At 39.5% G+C, this 15,647-nt stretch carries 13 protein-coding genes and 1 pseudogene; 7 read left to right on the forward strand and 7 right to left on the reverse strand.

The window, feature by feature from the left end; all coding sequences use genetic code 11:
* Window positions 1–166: 166 nt before the first annotated feature.
* Entirely contained in the window at window positions 167–2,104 is a 1,938-nt protein-coding gene (locus FTU34_RS14920) for an ATP-binding cassette domain-containing protein (protein WP_180036049.1), read from the reverse strand.
* 196 nt (window positions 2,105–2,300) lie between these two features.
* On the opposite strand from FTU34_RS14920, the pseudogene FTU34_RS14925 reads away from it, so the two are divergent.
* The 4 genes and pseudogenes from FTU34_RS14925 to erpA all read left to right on the forward strand — a co-directional run bounded on the left by FTU34_RS14925 (window position 2,301) and on the right by erpA (window position 6,251).
* Window positions 2,301–3,305 (forward strand): annotated as a pseudogene (locus FTU34_RS14925) (putative solute-binding protein).
* A 256-nt stretch (window positions 3,306–3,561) separates the two neighbouring features.
* The gene (locus FTU34_RS14930; RefSeq protein ID WP_180005536.1) at window positions 3,562–4,572 is read left to right on the forward strand and encodes a putative solute-binding protein; all 1,011 of its coding nucleotides are present in this window, start codon (window positions 3,562–3,564) and stop codon (window positions 4,570–4,572) included.
* A gap of 201 nt (window positions 4,573–4,773) precedes the next feature.
* On the forward strand, window positions 4,774–5,781 hold the full coding sequence (locus FTU34_RS14935) for a putative solute-binding protein (RefSeq protein ID WP_180005535.1): 1,008 nt from the start codon (window positions 4,774–4,776) through the stop codon (window positions 5,779–5,781).
* A 134-nt stretch (window positions 5,782–5,915) separates the two neighbouring features.
* Window positions 5,916–6,251, forward strand: coding sequence for an iron-sulfur cluster insertion protein ErpA (gene erpA / locus FTU34_RS14940; protein WP_078189499.1), 336 nt, complete (start codon window positions 5,916–5,918; stop codon window positions 6,249–6,251).
* A gap of 68 nt (window positions 6,252–6,319) precedes the next feature.
* On the opposite strand, the gene FTU34_RS14945 is transcribed toward erpA, so the two are convergent.
* From FTU34_RS14945 to grpE, 4 genes are all read right to left on the reverse strand, one after another.
* On the reverse strand, window positions 6,320–6,697 hold the full coding sequence (locus FTU34_RS14945) for a hypothetical protein (RefSeq protein ID WP_180005534.1): 378 nt from the start codon (window positions 6,695–6,697) through the stop codon (window positions 6,320–6,322).
* A gap of 120 nt (window positions 6,698–6,817) precedes the next feature.
* The gene (locus tag FTU34_RS14950; protein ID WP_180022964.1) at window positions 6,818–7,729 is read right to left on the reverse strand and encodes a matrixin family metalloprotease; all 912 of its coding nucleotides are present in this window, start codon (window positions 7,727–7,729) and stop codon (window positions 6,818–6,820) included.
* A gap of 215 nt (window positions 7,730–7,944) precedes the next feature.
* Window positions 7,945–9,885, reverse strand: a complete 1,941-nt coding sequence (gene dnaK, locus FTU34_RS14955; RefSeq protein WP_078194438.1) for a molecular chaperone DnaK — start codon at window positions 9,883–9,885, stop codon at window positions 7,945–7,947.
* 154 nt (window positions 9,886–10,039) lie between these two features.
* Entirely contained in the window at window positions 10,040–10,579 is a 540-nt protein-coding gene (gene grpE / locus FTU34_RS14960) for a nucleotide exchange factor GrpE (RefSeq protein ID WP_111885723.1), read from the reverse strand.
* 936 nt (window positions 10,580–11,515) lie between these two features.
* Here grpE and FTU34_RS14965 point away from each other — a divergent pair.
* Window positions 11,516–11,737, forward strand: coding sequence for a hypothetical protein (locus tag FTU34_RS14965; RefSeq protein ID WP_257224324.1), 222 nt, complete (start codon window positions 11,516–11,518; stop codon window positions 11,735–11,737).
* A 184-nt stretch (window positions 11,738–11,921) separates the two neighbouring features.
* Here FTU34_RS14965 and FTU34_RS14970 read toward each other — a convergent pair whose 3' ends face one another.
* Window positions 11,922–12,491, reverse strand: a complete 570-nt coding sequence (locus FTU34_RS14970; protein ID WP_180036047.1) for a hypothetical protein — start codon at window positions 12,489–12,491, stop codon at window positions 11,922–11,924.
* A 201-nt stretch (window positions 12,492–12,692) separates the two neighbouring features.
* Here FTU34_RS14970 and FTU34_RS14975 point away from each other — a divergent pair, with 201 nt between their 5' ends.
* Window positions 12,693–13,763, forward strand: coding sequence for an alpha/beta hydrolase (locus FTU34_RS14975; protein WP_180036046.1), 1,071 nt, complete (start codon window positions 12,693–12,695; stop codon window positions 13,761–13,763).
* 63 nt (window positions 13,764–13,826) lie between these two features.
* Here FTU34_RS14975 and FTU34_RS14980 read toward each other — a convergent pair whose 3' ends face one another.
* A complete protein-coding gene (locus tag FTU34_RS14980) occupies window positions 13,827–14,498 on the reverse strand; it encodes an acetoacetate decarboxylase family protein (protein ID WP_180036045.1) in 672 nt (223 codons plus the stop codon).
* 101 nt (window positions 14,499–14,599) lie between these two features.
* Here FTU34_RS14980 and FTU34_RS14985 point away from each other — a divergent pair, with 101 nt between their 5' ends.
* A complete protein-coding gene (locus tag FTU34_RS14985) occupies window positions 14,600–15,169 on the forward strand; it encodes a peptidylprolyl isomerase (protein ID WP_180005529.1) in 570 nt (189 codons plus the stop codon).
* Window positions 15,170–15,647: the final 478 nt, after the last annotated feature.

A 15,647-nucleotide genomic window follows, 5' to 3' on the forward strand; every position in this document is an offset into this window, starting at 1 on the left:
ATATGAACATTCGATTTTTTAAATATTTTTTAGATTTATAGTGTGATTATTATTGTGAAGTATAAATAAAAAATCGCCGTGGAACATTTAAACTTCACGGCGATTGATTTTTTGAGCTTAAGTTAGGTTTTCTTAATAATGCAGATCTAGGGTTTTGCTTTTTAAATTAAGCTTCAAAACTACTTTCCATTTCTTCTAATTCCATCATTAATTCAAGCATTTGCTCTTCGACAGATTCAAGTTTGGCTTTTAATTCTGTTTGCTCATTCATTAGTTTGAGTAAGTCATCTTTACGACTGGCTTCATATAAAGCACTGTCTGCCAATAATTCCTCGATTTCGTTTAAGCGTGGCTGAATTTTGCTGATTTGCGCTTCATTTTTTTCAATGTTTTTACGAATCGGGCGGGTCAATTCACGCTGACGTGCAGCTTCTTTACGTTGCGCTTCTTTATCGACTTTAGAAATCGTCTGTTTAGTTTCAACTTGAGATTTGATGGTAGTAGGGGCTTGTTGGCTATTTTTCATCATGTCAATCCGTGCTTGACGCAGCCAATCGGCATAAGCCACAAGGTCGCCATCAAATTCACGACATTTTCCATGATGTACCAACAATAATTCGTCACAAACACTAGCAATCAATTGACGTTCATGCGAAACCAAAACCACAGCGCCTTCAAAGTCTTGTAATGCCATAGTCAGGGCATGACGCATATCAAGGTCTAAATGGTTGGTCGGTTCATCTAGAATTAAAACATTGGGGCGCTGCCAAACAATCAAAGCCAAAGCCAATCGTGCTCGTTCACCGCCTGAAAAGCCTTCACTTGGCGTATCCATGCGTTCGCCACTAAAACCAAAGCTACCTAAGAATGAACGTAATGCAGCTTCACTGATTTTTTTGTCAGCAATTCGAGATAATTGCAACATAGGGCTGGCATTGCCATCTAAAGCATCCATTTGATGCTGCGCAAAATAGCCAATATTCAACAGTTCCGAGGCTTTGCGTGTCCCTTGTAATAAGGGAAGGTCTCCAACCAAGGATTTAATTAAGGTTGATTTACCTGCACCATTCATTCCCAGTAAACCAATACGACTGTTTGGGGTAATCTGTAAATTCACATTGGTGGCAATCAGTTTGTCACCATAGCCAATATCGACATGTTCCATTTGTAACAGTGGTGAGCTCATTTTGGTTGGCTCACGGAAACTAAAGGTAAATGGCGTATCGACATGTGCGGCAGAAAGTTCTTGCATGCGTTCTAATTGCTTAATACGGCTTTGCGCCTGCTTAGCTTTAGTGGCTTTGGCTTTAAAACGGTCAATAAATTTTTGGAGATGCGCACGGGTTTCGAGTTGTTTTTCATAGGCTTGTTGCTGTTGTGCCAAGCGCTCAGAACGGGTGCGTTCAAAGGTCGAATAGTTGCCGGTGTAAAGCGTCAGCTCTTGATTTTCGATATGTAAAATATGATCAGTCACCGCATCTAAGAAATCACGGTCATGTGAAATTAAGATCAGTGTGCCTTCATAAGCTTTTAACCAATCTTCTAACCACAAAATCGCATCTAAGTCTAAGTGGTTGGTTGGTTCATCGAGTAATAAGAGGTCAGAACGGCTCATCAGGGTACGCGCAAGGTTTAAACGCATACGCCAACCACCAGAAAAGCTTGAAACATTGAGTTGGGACTGATGTTCAAAGAAACCCAGGCCGGCCATCAGTTGTGAGGCTTTTGATGGAGCTGTATAGCCATGGATTTCATCAAATCGGCCATATAAGTGTGCCAGCGCTTCATTGTCTAATTGTTCTGGATGTTCAAGTTTATGTTGTATTTCCCAATATTCTTCATCGCCTGAAAGAACGAAATCAATCGCTTTCATATCGAGCGCTTTGATTTCTTGCGCCATATGCGCGACGGTCCATACCGCAGGACGAGTTAATGAACCACCATCAGATTCCATTCCACCTAAAAGTGCAGAAAAAAGAGTCGATTTACCTGCACCATTTACACCGGTTAAGCCGATTTTCCAGCCTGGATGCAATTGCATAGATGCTTTTTGAAATAAAACACGCCCACCGCGACGAATGGAAAGTTGGTCTAACTGAATCATGGAACTAACTAAACAAGAAGAATGTGAGGCTATTCTAATGGATGGCTTTGCAAAAGAAAAAACAAAGCATCGCAACCATCTGAAAAAATGTGACAGATTCCACGTATTTAGGTATATTGAATGGGCTTTAGTATTAAAAAAATATTTCAAGTTGTTGTTTTAAATGGATTAATAAAACATATTGGGAATATAAGAAATGAGAAAAGGGATTTTAATTTTATCGCTTCTTTCAGGTGTGATGTCTGCACAAAGCTATGCCAATCAGAAGGTCTGTGTGTTCGATTTACTTGGAAAAGCAGGGGAATCTTATAAGCTAATGGAAGAGTGGTCTCTAGCCAGTAAGGCATGGGGAGCACAAGTTCAACTGATTTCATATCAAGATGAATCCAAAGTCGATAAAGATTTTAAAGAAGGGAAATGTGACGCATTTTATATGACCTCGATGCGGGCACGTGCGTATAACAAATTTGCTGGTTCGATTGATGCCATTGGCGGTGTACCGAACAATACCATCGCACAAAAAGCCATTACCTATGTCTTAGATAAGCGGAACAGTAAGCGACTGATTACCAATTCAGGTAAAGATAGTTATGAAGTGGCAGGGATTGGGTAAATTGGTTCAGCCTATATTTTTGTCCGTGATCGCAATATCAATAATTTAGAAAAAGCTGAAGGTAAAAAATTTGCCATTTTGCATTATGACTATGCGCAAAAAGAGATGGTCGACCGTGTCGGCGCTGTGCCAGTCATGTCGGAAATTTCCAATTTTATTCGCAAATTTAATCAGGCCGAAGTTGAAATTGTGGCTGCGCCGGCTTATGCCTTTAAGCCACTCGAAATTTCAAAAGGCTTAGGCACTACTGGGGCGATGGTTAATTTTCCTGTGGTGAATGTCACGGCAGACCTGATTATTCGTAACAATAAATTCCCAGATGGTTTTGCTGAACCCTCTCGGCAATGGTTCGTTAAACAATTACCGAAAAGTTTTGCCATGGTAAAACGCATGGAAGCTGAAATTCCTGCCAAATATAAGATGAATCTCAGCAAAGATGATCAGTTGAAATATCAGAAAATTTTGCGTGAAGGACGGATGGATTTAACCAAACAAGGAATCTACGACTCCACCATGATGACGGTACTGAAAAAAGCACGTTGTACGATTGAGCGAACCAATTTTGAGTGTTCAGTGGCGGGTGAATAAGCTTTTTTCTGTATTTCTTTGTAAAGTTTCATAAAAAGGCTGTAAATGCAAAAAGCCTTTTTTGCATACAACATGATGATTATATTTATAATTTTGCCTTAAATAAAAAAGTGATATTAATCACAAAAAAACAGAATGTGCCAAAATGACATAAATAAATGGAGTAAATGCTCTATTTTTTTTAAATTAACTTGCTTAATATCGGCGTTGTGTAAGGACACCTCTGAACCATAAAAAGATTTGAAAGGAAAATAGAATGAAAAAAACCCTCCTATCATTGGCTACATTTGCTGCAATTGGCTTTGCTGGTTCAGCTCAGGCAGCAAAAGTAGATATCTGTGTATTTGACTTACTGGGTAAGTCAGGTGAGTCATACCAAATGGCTCAGGAATGGGCGCTTGCAGCAAAAGGCTGGGGTGCTGAAATTAACTTAATTCCGCGTCAAGATGAAGCAGTAGCCGACAATGATTTTAAAGCGGGTAAATGTGATGGCGTATTTATGACGGCAATGCGTGCTCGTCAATACAATAAATTTGCAGGTTCGATTGATGCGCTTGGTGGCGCACCGAGCAATGCAATTGCGCAACGTGCGATTACCTTTGCATTAGACCAACGTAATGCTGCAAAAATGGTCAGCAACCTAGGTGGTAAGAAATACGAAGTGGCGGGTATTGCTCCACTGGGTTCAGCATTCATCTTTGTCAAAGACAAAAAAATTGACTCAATTGAAAAAGCAGCAGGTAAAAAGTTTGCAGTATTAGGCTATGACGAAGCACAAAAAATTATGGTGCAACGTGTCGGCGCTCAAGCTGTGGTTTCAGATGTATCTAACTTTGTGGCGAAGTTTAATAATGGTCAGGTCGATATGGTGGGTGCGCCTGCGTATGCCTACAAACCATTAGAGATTTATAAGGGTTTAGGTACCAATGGTGCGATGTTTAACTTCCCAGTTTTACAAGTGACCGCGGACTTTATTATTCGTCCTGATCAGTTCCCAGCAGGCTTTGGTCAAAAATCTCGTGATTGGTTTGTGAAACATTTACCGAAGAGTATTGCGATGATTAACCGTTTAGAGGCGGGTATTCCTGCGAAATATAAACTTAACTTAAGTGCAGAAGATAAAACCAAATATCAAAAATTATTGCGTGAAGGTCGTATGGATATGACGAAACGTGGCATTTATGATGCGGGCATGATGTCAGTATTGAAAAAGGCACGTTGTTCTGTCGATAAAGCCAATTTTGAATGTTCACTTAGCGGCGAATAAACTGATATTTAAAGAAAAAAGCCTGGATTTATCCGGGCTTTTTTTCGCAAATGCACAGGTCATTTTCGCCATTGAGTCAGCAAAATATTCAGGTAATCTAAATTGAAATCGAGGGCTGTGAGTATATTTAATCATACTCCGCATGACCCAAAAATCAAAAAATGGTTAAAACAAAAACAGTAAAAAACAAGGAAAGTCAGTATGAAACAATGGACAAAGGCATTGAGTATTGCTGCTGCGTTAATGGCGGTGAATGGCGTAGCTCAAGCAAAGCAAGTGGTGTGTGTATTTGATTTGGTGGGTAAAAATGGTGATGTTTTTACCCTGATGAGAGATTACCAATTGGCGGCAAAAAACTGGGGCGCAGACATTGAGCTCCGCGTCAGTCAAAATGAAGCGGTGATTGCGGAAGATTTTAAAGCCGGTAAATGTGATGGGATCAGTGTCACAGGTATGCGTGGTCGTCAATTTAATAATTTTACCGGTTCTTTAGATGCGATTGGTGCAATTCCAGATTTGAAACTTGCGGTTAAAGTGATGCAAGGCCTTGCGAGTCCAACGTTTGCAAAGAGCATGGTCAATAGTAAATATGAAGTGGTAGGTGTGATTCCTGTAGGTGATGCCTACCTGTTGGTGAATGACCGTAGTATCAATACTGTCGCTAAAGCAGCAGGTAAAAAAATTGCGGTGCTTGATTATGATGAAGCGCAGAAAATTATGGTGCAACAGGTGGGGGCTCAAGCGGTCAGTGCTGACGTGACCAATTTTGGCTCTAAATTTAACAATGGTCAGGTGGATATTATTGGTGCACCTGCAGCGGTGTTTAAACCCTTGGAGTTACATAAAGGTTTAGGTAGTAAAGGTGCAATTGTTAATTATCCAATTTTACAAGTGACGGGTAATATCATTATTCGCCCAGATAAATTCCCAGCGGGATATGGGCAAAAATCACGTGATTGGGTCAAAACACAATTACCTCGTGCATTCACGATATTAGGCAAAATGAAGTCAGAAATCCCAGCTAAATATTGGATGGATGTTCCAACGGCAGACAAAGCTGGCTATCAAAAAATGATGCGTGAAGCGCGTATTGATTTGACTAAACGTGATATCTACGACAAGCGAATGATGAAATTATTATGGCAATTCCGCTGTAAACAAGACCCGAAAAACTTCGAATGTGCATTACAGGACGAAAACTATAAATAAGTTTTAAATGAATCTTGAGAAAAATACTCTGATTTAACTTTAAACTGTGAAGACTGACCATATATTGAGTATGTTATACTTGAAACATGGTCTTTTCTTTTTAAAGACACCCCAATGACTCAGAGGAATCCATCATGAATGCTCAAGCACTTGTGCTGACTGACAATGCTGCCAATAAAGTACGCCAATTGCGTGACAGTGAAGGTAATCAAGACCTCATGTTACGTGTATATGTGACTGGTGGTGGTTGTTCAGGTTTCTCATATGGATTTAATTTTGCAGAAAGCCAAAACGAAGATGATGCTGAATTTATCAATGAAGACGTGAAAATGTTGGTGGATTCACTTAGTTATCAATATTTAGTTGGTTCAACAGTCGACTATATTGAAGGTTTAGAGGGTTCTCGTTTTGTGGTACAAAACCCGAATGCGACAACCACGTGTGGATGTGGATCTTCATTCTCGATCTAATCACGATGATGAATTGAGCCATAAAAAAGCCCTCATTTTGAGGGCTTTTTTAATGTTTAAAATCGATATTAGGCTTCAAATTTTAGCGCTTCTAACAGATCTAAAATCACTGTGGTCACGTCTTGACTCAATTGATAATTATTAAAAATTTCATAAGCCGTAATGGTGATATCGGTATCACTCGGAAGCAGGCGTTGTTCTTCTTCGATGAGGTCACGGATCGGCAATAGGGTTTGTTTGACTTGTAAATGCAAGACATCTTTAAACTCAAGATTTTCGTCTTCGAGTTCGATGAGTTGCTCATTAAAAAATGGTAAAAGTACTGCATGGAGATAAGGTTGAATTTCGGTAATATCAAAAAGTTCAATATCACGGGTTTGTTCAATCGTGCTGATGTGGTCATTCACTTCAATTAAGATATGGTAGTAACTCACATTGCTCTCCACGGAAGATGTCATTGATATAAGGAAATTATTGCATATCAACAATAACATGAAATGCTGATTTTTGTTGGTGAATCCTGCAATATCCTTATAAATTGTATGGTTTTTTATGATCAGGGCACACTAGCGATAATACAGTAAGCTTTGGTCTGCTGGCATCAGTTTAAAGTTTTCTAATTGTTGCGCGCCCAAGATTGGGTACATTAATGCAGTAGGGTCATTATGGTGAGATAAGCCGAGAGCATGTCCGAGTTCGTGGGCAAGGGTGAGGCGTAAATCATCTTCGGCATCAAATTGATAAATCTGAATCTGATCGCCCATAAAGACACCTTTATGAAACTCTCGTGCAGGAAAGCGCTGACTGGCTTGTATCACGCCCGCATTATATTGATCGATTTGCTGGTTATAACTTGAGACTTGTTGGTTAAATTGATCATTTTGCTGATTAAATCGATCTATTTCTTGGTCTAATTGCATCGCTTGTGCTTTGACTTGCGCAAGTTCTTTTTCAACGCGTTGCATATTGGGGCCTTGCGCATGCTCGATTCGGCTCCAACCCATACGTTCTTGCGACAGTTGTACTATTTCAGCACGGATCATGGCTTGTTTTGATCGGAGCTGTTGCTCATTCATCTCCAGACCTTTTCTCGAATTTGCTAAGTTCTCGGCATATAAATCATTACGGGCTTTATCTGCGGCTAAGGTCTTTTGGACTTGCTTATAGGCATTGTATTGTTCTTGGCGGTCATCATAAATTAGATGGATCGCCAGTTGTGCATCTGGGTCATAGATAAATAACGGTTTGAGTGTCCCTTTATGCCATATCTCTGCGGCTTCTTGGCTAAGTTGAATGACTTGTTGCTGGCTTAATCCAAAACGCGGATCTACATCAGCAACCCGATAACGCAGTCGGGTATCGAGAGGGTGTAAAAGTCGATCTGAAATTGAATTAAATTTCAGTTGAGGATGCTGCTTGGTTTGATAGATCCACCAAGTACTCAAAACGATGACAACAATAATTAAAATCAAACGCATAGCGTCGCAAAACTTGATTATTTTGCATTAATTTAACTGAAATTTAGCGCTATGCAAATCTAAGTTTAGATTGATAGTGAGTCGAGAAGAATGTGGCTGTTTGAACGTTTGCGTGTTATTTGAATATTGCCTGATGCAGATAAAATCATCCACAAAAAAAACCGCGCTTTCGCGCGGTCTTTTTGAGCTTTGAAAGACTCAGTTAAAGCGACAAATTATTTTTTGTCATCTTTCACTTCAGTGAACTCAGCATCTACAACGCCGTCATCTGCTTTTTGAGCTTGACCTTCAGCGCCTTGGAAAGCGTTAGGATCAAAACCTTCAGCACCGCCTTGACCTTGTGCAGCTTCATAAGCACGTTGAGTGATCGGCATAATGATGTTTTGAAGTGCTTCAGTTTTCGCTTTGATTGCATCTACATCGTTTTCTTTAGTCGCTGCTTCGAGCTCAGCTACAGCAGCATCGATTGCAGATTTCTCATCAGCAGTTACCTGTTCACCAAGATCTTTTACTGCTTTTTGAGCAGAAGAAACAAGTGCATCAGCTTCGTTACGTGCTTTCGCTAATTCTTCAAATTTACGATCTTCTTCAGCATTCGCTTCAGCATCTTTGATCATCGCTTCAATTTCAGCATCGCTCAAACCAGAGTTAGCTTTAATTTGAATTGATTGCTCTTTACCTGTGCTCTTATCTTTTGCAGATACTTTCAAGATACCATCAGCGTTGATGTCAAATGATACTTCAATTTGTGGTACACCACGTGGAGCAGGTGGAATATCGCCCAATTGGAAGTTACCCAACAATTTGTTTTGTTGAGCCATTTTACGTTCACCTTGGTAAACTGAAATGTCTACAGCTGGTTGGTTGTCTGCAGCAGTTGAGAACACTTGAGATTTCTTCGCAGGAATCGTGGTGTTTTTCTCAATGATCGCTGTTAACACGCCACCCATTGTTTCAATACCAAGTGTAAGCGGAGTTACGTCAAGAAGAAGTACGTCAGTTTTATCACCTGAAAGTACTGCACCTTGAATCGCAGCACCCATCGCTACAGCTTCATCTGGGTTCACGTCTTTACGTGGCTCACGGCCGAAGAACTCTTGTACTTTTTGTTGTACAAGTGGCATACGAGACTGACCACCCACCAAGATTACGTCAGAGATGTCAGAGGTTGAAAGACCTGCATCTTTAAGTGCAATCTTACATGGTTCAATTGTACGAGCAACCAATTCAGCAACTAAACCTTCAAGTTTAGAGCGAGTCACGTTGATCACTAAGTGTTTAGGACCAGTCGCATCTGCTGTGATGTATGGAAGGTTGATTTCTGTTGCATTCGAAGAAGAAAGCTCGATTTTTGCTTTTTCAGCAGCTTCTTTTAAACGTTGAAGTGCAAGAGGATCTTGTTTCAAGTTTACGCTTTGTTCTTTCTTGAACTCTTCAACCAAGTATTCAATTAATGCATTATCGAAGTCTTCACCACCAAGGAATGTATCACCGTTTGTAGACAATACTTCGATTTGTTGGTCGCCATCAAGATCAGCGATTTCAATGATTGATACGTCGAAAGTACCACCACCTAAGTCGTAAACCGCAACTTTACGGTCGCCTTCTTTTTTGTCCATACCGAACGCAAGTGCAGCAGCCGTTGGTTCGTTGATGATACGTTTAACATCTAAACCAGCAATTTTACCTGCATCTTTCGTTGCTTGACGTTGAGCATCGTTAAAGTACGCAGGAACAGTAATTACCGCTTCAGTTACTGTTTCACCAAGGTAGTCTTCAGCTGTTTTTTTCATCTTTTTCAAGATTTCAGCAGAGATTTGTTGTGGTGCAAGTTTCTTGTCGTTTACATCAACCCAAGCATCGCCATTGTCAGCTTTGATGATTTTGTAAGGTACAAGACCGATATCTTTTTGCACAGCTTGGTCTTGGTACTTACGACCGATCAAACGTTTGATTGCAAATAAAGTGTTTTTAGGGTTAGTCACTGCTTGACGTTTAGCAGATTGACCGACAAGGATCTCGCCATCTTTATACGCAATAATAGATGGAGTTGTACGAGCGCCTTCAGCGTTGTCGATTACTTTTACTTTGTCGCCTTCAAGTACTGCTACGCAAGAGTTTGTAGTACCTAAGTCAATACCAATGATTTTCGCCATTTGGATGTTTCCTCTAAAATTCTTTTATTCCCAAACTCTTCCCTTTCTCAAAGGGAAATAAAAAGGGATTTACTTGTTATCCGATATGAGAGCCAATCAAAAATTTTCAAGTAATATTGGTTAAAATTTTTAATTCGTCTCAGAAAATTTGGGTTTATGCACCAACCATAACCATAGCTGGACGTAATAGACGACCGTTTAAGCTATAGCCTTTTTGCAATACTGTCCCGATTTCATTCGATTTGGCATTTGGATCGATGCCCACAGCTTGGTGAAGATCTGCATTGAAACCATTTGCAGTATCCACAGCAACCACACCAAATTTTTCTAAAGTGCTGAGCAATGATTTCAGTGTAAGTTCTACACCTTCAGATAAACCTGATTTTTCATCACCTGCCGCAGCAATCGCGCGTTCAAGGTTATCAACTGACTCAAGCAATTGTTTTGCAAATTTTTCCAGCACAGTATCTTTATGCTTTTCAGATTCGCGTTGAATACGCTCTACACTTTTTTGCGCTTCATATACGGCATTTGCAGTACGTGCTTTTTCAAGTTTTAAGCTTTCTTCTAAATTGGTGATTTGTGCTTGTAAATCTTCAACTGAAACTTCAGCTTGCTCGTTTTCAGCTTGAGTTTGCTGTTCTGCTTGCTCTTGTTGAAGATCTTGAGCGTCTTGGTTTTGCTCAGTCGCCATTGATTTACTCCGTTTAAATGGGTTCTTAAACATGTTCAGTCCTTATAGCTGTGCGTTCAAACGACATCGATGCGTAACTGCCATGCGTTTTGAATTCATGATTAATAGAAGAAATCGGGGCAGGGGATAAAAATTCAAGCGAAGTCAGCGATTAAATGCAGTTTTTTATTCAAAAAAATGGTTTTTCAGCCAAATATCGACTGCAAAATTAAATTCTATGAAAATATAAATTATTGATTTAAATGTATAATCACATTTTGATCGGATTTATAGATTTTCATCATAAATTTTAACGGTTTCTCTTTGTGCCTGAAAATTTGCATAATTTATCTATCGGAAGTGACCATATCCACTGGAGAGAGGGATATGGTGACTACCTCTAGATTTTAGAAACACTTTTCCATGCTGATTTCCCAAGAATCAGCATTTTTTTTGCCTCAAAAATAGTGGTTAATATTTATACATAAAAACTCTTAGTATCAGTTTTATTAAATATTTCACAAAAAATGATCAGCACAGTATTCTTTGTTTCAGATTCTATCGCTGTAGTTTCCGAATTTATTTCGAATGTGTTTTTCATGGCCTGCTTCTCTCATAAGCAGGCTTTTTTTTGCATGAAATTTATAAAAACAGCCACTTAAGTAACTGAGCTGCAAGTTTTGTTGGTCTTTGTTGTATTCAAAAGCTCTGATCACGCTTTATTTAAAACTATTTATATTTATTTTATTAATAAAAAACAAAGCACTTGAGTTAAATAAATGATGTAAAGCCTCAAAATGAATGAAAACTGCCTGATTAATAAAACGTTTCATAAGCTGTACCGTGCCTCGTACAAAGTACAACTTAGAAGGTGGGAACTTCACAGAATTATTTTCCATTATGACGCGGGCAAAGTTGAGCTTTGCTTTTAATGATTCAATGAAGGAAATAATGAAGATGAAAAAAATTGGTTTATTCGCTGTTGCAGTTTTAGGTTTTGGTTTAGCTGCGGTAGGTTGTACGTCTCAAGAAACTGTAGAATCTCCAGAAACCGCACAAGTAACGTCTGCAACTGAAGCATCTGTAACAACAGAGCAATCGGGTGCTGTGGTTCAAGCAGATCCATCAGCTCAAGGTGCTGAAGTTCAATCTGCACCACAACCTACAGTTCAGCAATAAGATTGTTTCATGCTCTCTGACCTGTAACAACAGGCAGTCAAGAATAGACAGAAGATAGGATGCCTCTTCTGTCTATTTTCTTTTCTATTGCTTTTTATATTACCTTTTCGATTTTTAGCGAGCAAAAAAAAGCCCATCATGTAGATGAGCTTTTTACTTCTAACCGATCTGCAAAAAGCATCAATTAACGGCGATTTTCCCATGCGCGACGACGTTCTTCAGCCGCTTTACGTTGTTGATCTGATGCCTTTCTTAAATCTTGAATATTCTTTTTGCGCTCTTGCTCAGTTTGTTTTCTACGATCTTGACTAGCTTTACGGCGCTGTTCTTCTAAACGCTGACGCTCTTTGCTGACTTTTTGACGATCTTGTTCAGCACGTTTACGACGTTCAGCTTCAGAGTATTTACGCTGTTGTTCTAGACGTTGACGTTCGAGTTCGTTTTTACGACGATCCCACTCTTGTTGATTTTTACGATTCTGTTCCCAGTTACGCTGGTCAAGTTGCTGCTTTCTACGTTCAAGCTCTAAACGATTACGTTGTTGTTGTTGACGTTCCCATGTACGGCGGTCTTGTTCATAACGACTGTCGTAACGGCGATCATAACGATTGTCATAGCGTTGATCATTATTATCATAACGGCGGTCATAACGTTGATCATAACGTCCATCGTAGTAACCATCTTCAGGGAATGCTACGCAGCCTACAGCCAAAAAAGCAGTCGCAAAAGACAGAAGGATGATCTTTTTAGCCATGGTGAGTATCCTTTATCGAGAATGGGTTAGCATAATCAACCCATAAAACTTGGGTAAATTGTCAATGACAACTCTATAAAAGAAGATTAGCTTAACTAGGTCTGTACTATGTATGTTGATGTTGAGACTTATATGTGAATATGGTCACATTTGACCTAGATCATGTAGAAAGTATGAAGAGCATAATTCGAAGGATAGAGCATGTTTGCATTGAATGAATCACTTAAAAATATGAAAGATAAAGGCCAAGGTACGGCTGCTCGGTTACTTGATCGTCTTCCTAACTTTGCCAAAGAAAGCCTCGCAAAACGTCTCGATTATCCGTTTATTTTTCCAGAATTAGATCCGCTGGTGAAATGCATGATGGCGGCTCAACTCAAGCAAGGTAAGTCAGGCTTTGTGACTGAAGACTATGTGAAGTCTCGTAAATTATTTGATTTACAGATGGAGTCGATCAAGACCAAGCCGACCTTTGTGAAACAAGTGCAAGATATACGTCTACCTTTACAAAGTGCTACGCTGTTTGCGCGTCATTATCATCCTGCTCCAAATAAAAAATTACCGATGATCGTGTTCTATCACGGTGGTGGTTTTGTGGTGGGTGGTCTAGACACGCATGATGAAGTTTGTCGTTTATTGGCCGTGCATGCCAAAGCACAAGTTTTAAGTATTGATTATCCTTTAACACCAGAAGCCAGCCCAGCTCAATTAATGCAAAGCTGTGAAGATGCCTTGGCTTGGACTTATCAAAATAGTCGTCAGTTTAAAATTCTAAAAAATCGAATTGCGGTGGCAGGGGATAGTGCAGGCGGCAATATTGCTACTGCGGTTGCGCAGCGCAGTGCTCAGAAAGTTTTTGCCCCGCAAGTTCAGCTATTAATTTACCCAGTAGTGGATTTCAAAAGTCGCCACCCATCTTTCTATGCGTATAAAGATGGTCTAGTTCTGACTGAAAAAGATATTGATGTCGTAACCGCTTTATATGCAGAACAACATGCTGTGGCCTTGGATGATCCATTAATTTCACCGACCTATGGAAAATTGGCAGGTATCGCACCTGCGTATATCGTGACGGCAGGGCATGACGTTTTACATGACGAAGGTGAAATTTATTCGCATAAACTCCGTCAGCAAGGGGTAAAAGTGTTTTATCAAGAATATACCGATCAAACCCATGGTTTTATCAATTTAACCCCGGTTTCGCACCGAGCTAAAAAATACGTGATCGAGATCAGTACGAAGTTCCGTAAATTTTGGGATAAACGTAGCTAATCATTCCTTTATATAAAGTAAACCCAGTGTTTCACGTGAAACACTGGGTTTTTATTTATTGGGTTATTTATCTTGGATTTTTGCAGCAGGAAAAACGAGGCTAAATTCGGGGACATAAAAGCTTTGCAATAATCGTGCTTCAGAAAAATTTGGAAAAATGTCCTGTGTGTTGTGCCATTCTACCTGTTTCAGTTTAGAGAGCCGTCCACGAAACTTCGGTGAAAATTGATAACGCTTACCTTCCCACGCTTGTCTGATTTGCAACATCGCTGCAGGGATATGATGACTATTAATATAGAAAGAACGCTGTGAACGTGATTTTTTTAAACGGATCTGCATTTTGTGTTGTTCAACTTCTATAGTACAGACCACTTCATTGTCATGTTGTTGCCATTCAAACTTTGCCAACTCTTTAGGAATACCCCAGAGTTTTTGACCATGAATGACAGAGATATCTGTCGAAACATAAATCTTAGGAATCGAACTTAACCTTTTCTTACTCCATAAAGGGTGATCTAAAATTAGCAATTCGTCATAAGGGCCCACAGGTGAATCATGGTATCGGACCAATAACACCTGAACCACACGACCTAAAGGCGATGTCGCTAAACGGAACATCTGCGCTTGTTGGATAAAACTCGGAGAGATCCAATAATTCAAAATAAAAGCATCGCCACGCAGTTGCCAAGGCGGTAAATGTGTCAATGCAGTGTCCGACGGTATTATTTGCGTCATCATTGTTCTCGTTTTAATAATGGCAGAATAATTACTTTTTAATCATCAAAGACTAATATACAGTCAATAACAAGTACGAGATCAACCAGAAGAGTTAGCAAATGTTAAAACAGATTTTATTTACCGCAGCACTTGGCTGTGTGAGCTTAAGCAGTTTTGCTGCCAATACTATTGTCGAAATGAAAACCTCTCAAGGCAATATTGAAATTGAGCTATTCAATGACAAGGCACCTATCTCAGCTAAAAACTTTGAAAGCTATGCAAAAGAAAAATTTTATAACGGCACGATCTTTCATCGCGTGATTCCTGGATTTATGGTTCAGGGTGGGGGCATGGATGTCAAAATGCAGGAGAAGCCAACAAAAGCGGCTATTAAGAATGAATCAAGTAATGGCTTGAGCAATAAGCGCGGCACATTGGCAATGGCACGGATGAATCATCCTGATTCAGCAAGTAGTCAGTTCTTTATTAATGTTGCAGACAATGACTTTCTCAATAAAAGTGCAATGAATGCGGGATATGCTGTTTTTGGTAAGGTCACTAAAGGGATGGATATCGTCGATAAAATCGTAAAAGTTCCAACTGCGAACTATGGAATGCACCAAAATGTCCCTGTAAACCCAGTGGTTATACAGAGTGTGGTGATTAAAGCAGCACCTGTAAAAAACTAAGCACACAAAATAGGAAAAATATTTTACATGATATTTGTAATAAATATCATGTATTTATGTGAATAAAGTGTGTTTTTTGAACCATAATGGTGCATAAAAATAAAACACTCGTGTTCTTTGTGAGTGAAAAGCACTTGCACGTGTAAGAAATTGCCCTATAATGAGCACCATACCGACGAGATAGACGGAAACGAACGAAACGCGAAGCGTTGAATTGTTAAGTTTATCGAAGTTCAGCTTCTAGCATTGACGAGATGTTAGAAAGATCATTAAGAGATTATGAAGAACAACTTGTGTGGATTTTTACTGATTGATCGATCGAAATTATTTTCATTGATTAATGGTAGAAAATACTCGAAGTTTATTTGAGCAAATTTTTGTCAGTAATTGATGAGCCAAGATTGGTACACTATATGTACTATTGATTTTAAACTGAAGAGTTTGATCATGGCTCAGATTGAACGCTGGCGGCAGGCTT

The sequence above is a fragment of the Acinetobacter sp. YH12094 genome, from assembly GCF_013419295.1.
Lineage (GTDB): Bacteria > Pseudomonadota > Gammaproteobacteria > Pseudomonadales > Moraxellaceae > Acinetobacter > Acinetobacter amyesii.

What these genes read in the sequence shown, in the direction of transcription:
- FTU34_RS14920 (WP_180036049.1), bottom strand. Translation starts at nt 2,104, where the DNA reads ATGATTCAGTTAGACCAACTTTCCATTCGTCGCGGTGGGCGTGTTTTA.
- FTU34_RS14930 (WP_180005536.1), top strand. Translation starts at nt 3,562, where the DNA reads ATGAAAAAAACCCTCCTATCATTGGCTACATTTGCTGCAATTGGCTTT.
- FTU34_RS14935 (WP_180005535.1), top strand. Translation starts at nt 4,774, where the DNA reads ATGAAACAATGGACAAAGGCATTGAGTATTGCTGCTGCGTTAATGGCG.
- erpA (WP_078189499.1), top strand. Translation starts at nt 5,916, where the DNA reads ATGAATGCTCAAGCACTTGTGCTGACTGACAATGCTGCCAATAAAGTA.
- FTU34_RS14950 (WP_180022964.1), bottom strand. Translation starts at nt 7,729, where the DNA reads ATGCGTTTGATTTTAATTATTGTTGTCATCGTTTTGAGTACTTGGTGG.
- dnaK (WP_078194438.1), bottom strand. Translation starts at nt 9,885, where the DNA reads ATGGCGAAAATCATTGGTATTGACTTAGGTACTACAAACTCTTGCGTA.
- grpE (WP_111885723.1), bottom strand. Translation starts at nt 10,579, where the DNA reads ATGGCGACTGAGCAAAACCAAGACGCTCAAGATCTTCAACAAGAGCAA.
- FTU34_RS14965 (WP_257224324.1), top strand. Translation starts at nt 11,516, where the DNA reads ATGAAAAAAATTGGTTTATTCGCTGTTGCAGTTTTAGGTTTTGGTTTA.
- FTU34_RS14970 (WP_180036047.1), bottom strand. Translation starts at nt 12,491, where the DNA reads ATGGCTAAAAAGATCATCCTTCTGTCTTTTGCGACTGCTTTTTTGGCT.
- FTU34_RS14975 (WP_180036046.1), top strand. Translation starts at nt 12,693, where the DNA reads ATGTTTGCATTGAATGAATCACTTAAAAATATGAAAGATAAAGGCCAA.
- FTU34_RS14980 (WP_180036045.1), bottom strand. Translation starts at nt 14,498, where the DNA reads ATGACGCAAATAATACCGTCGGACACTGCATTGACACATTTACCGCCT.
- FTU34_RS14985 (WP_180005529.1), top strand. Translation starts at nt 14,600, where the DNA reads ATGTTAAAACAGATTTTATTTACCGCAGCACTTGGCTGTGTGAGCTTA.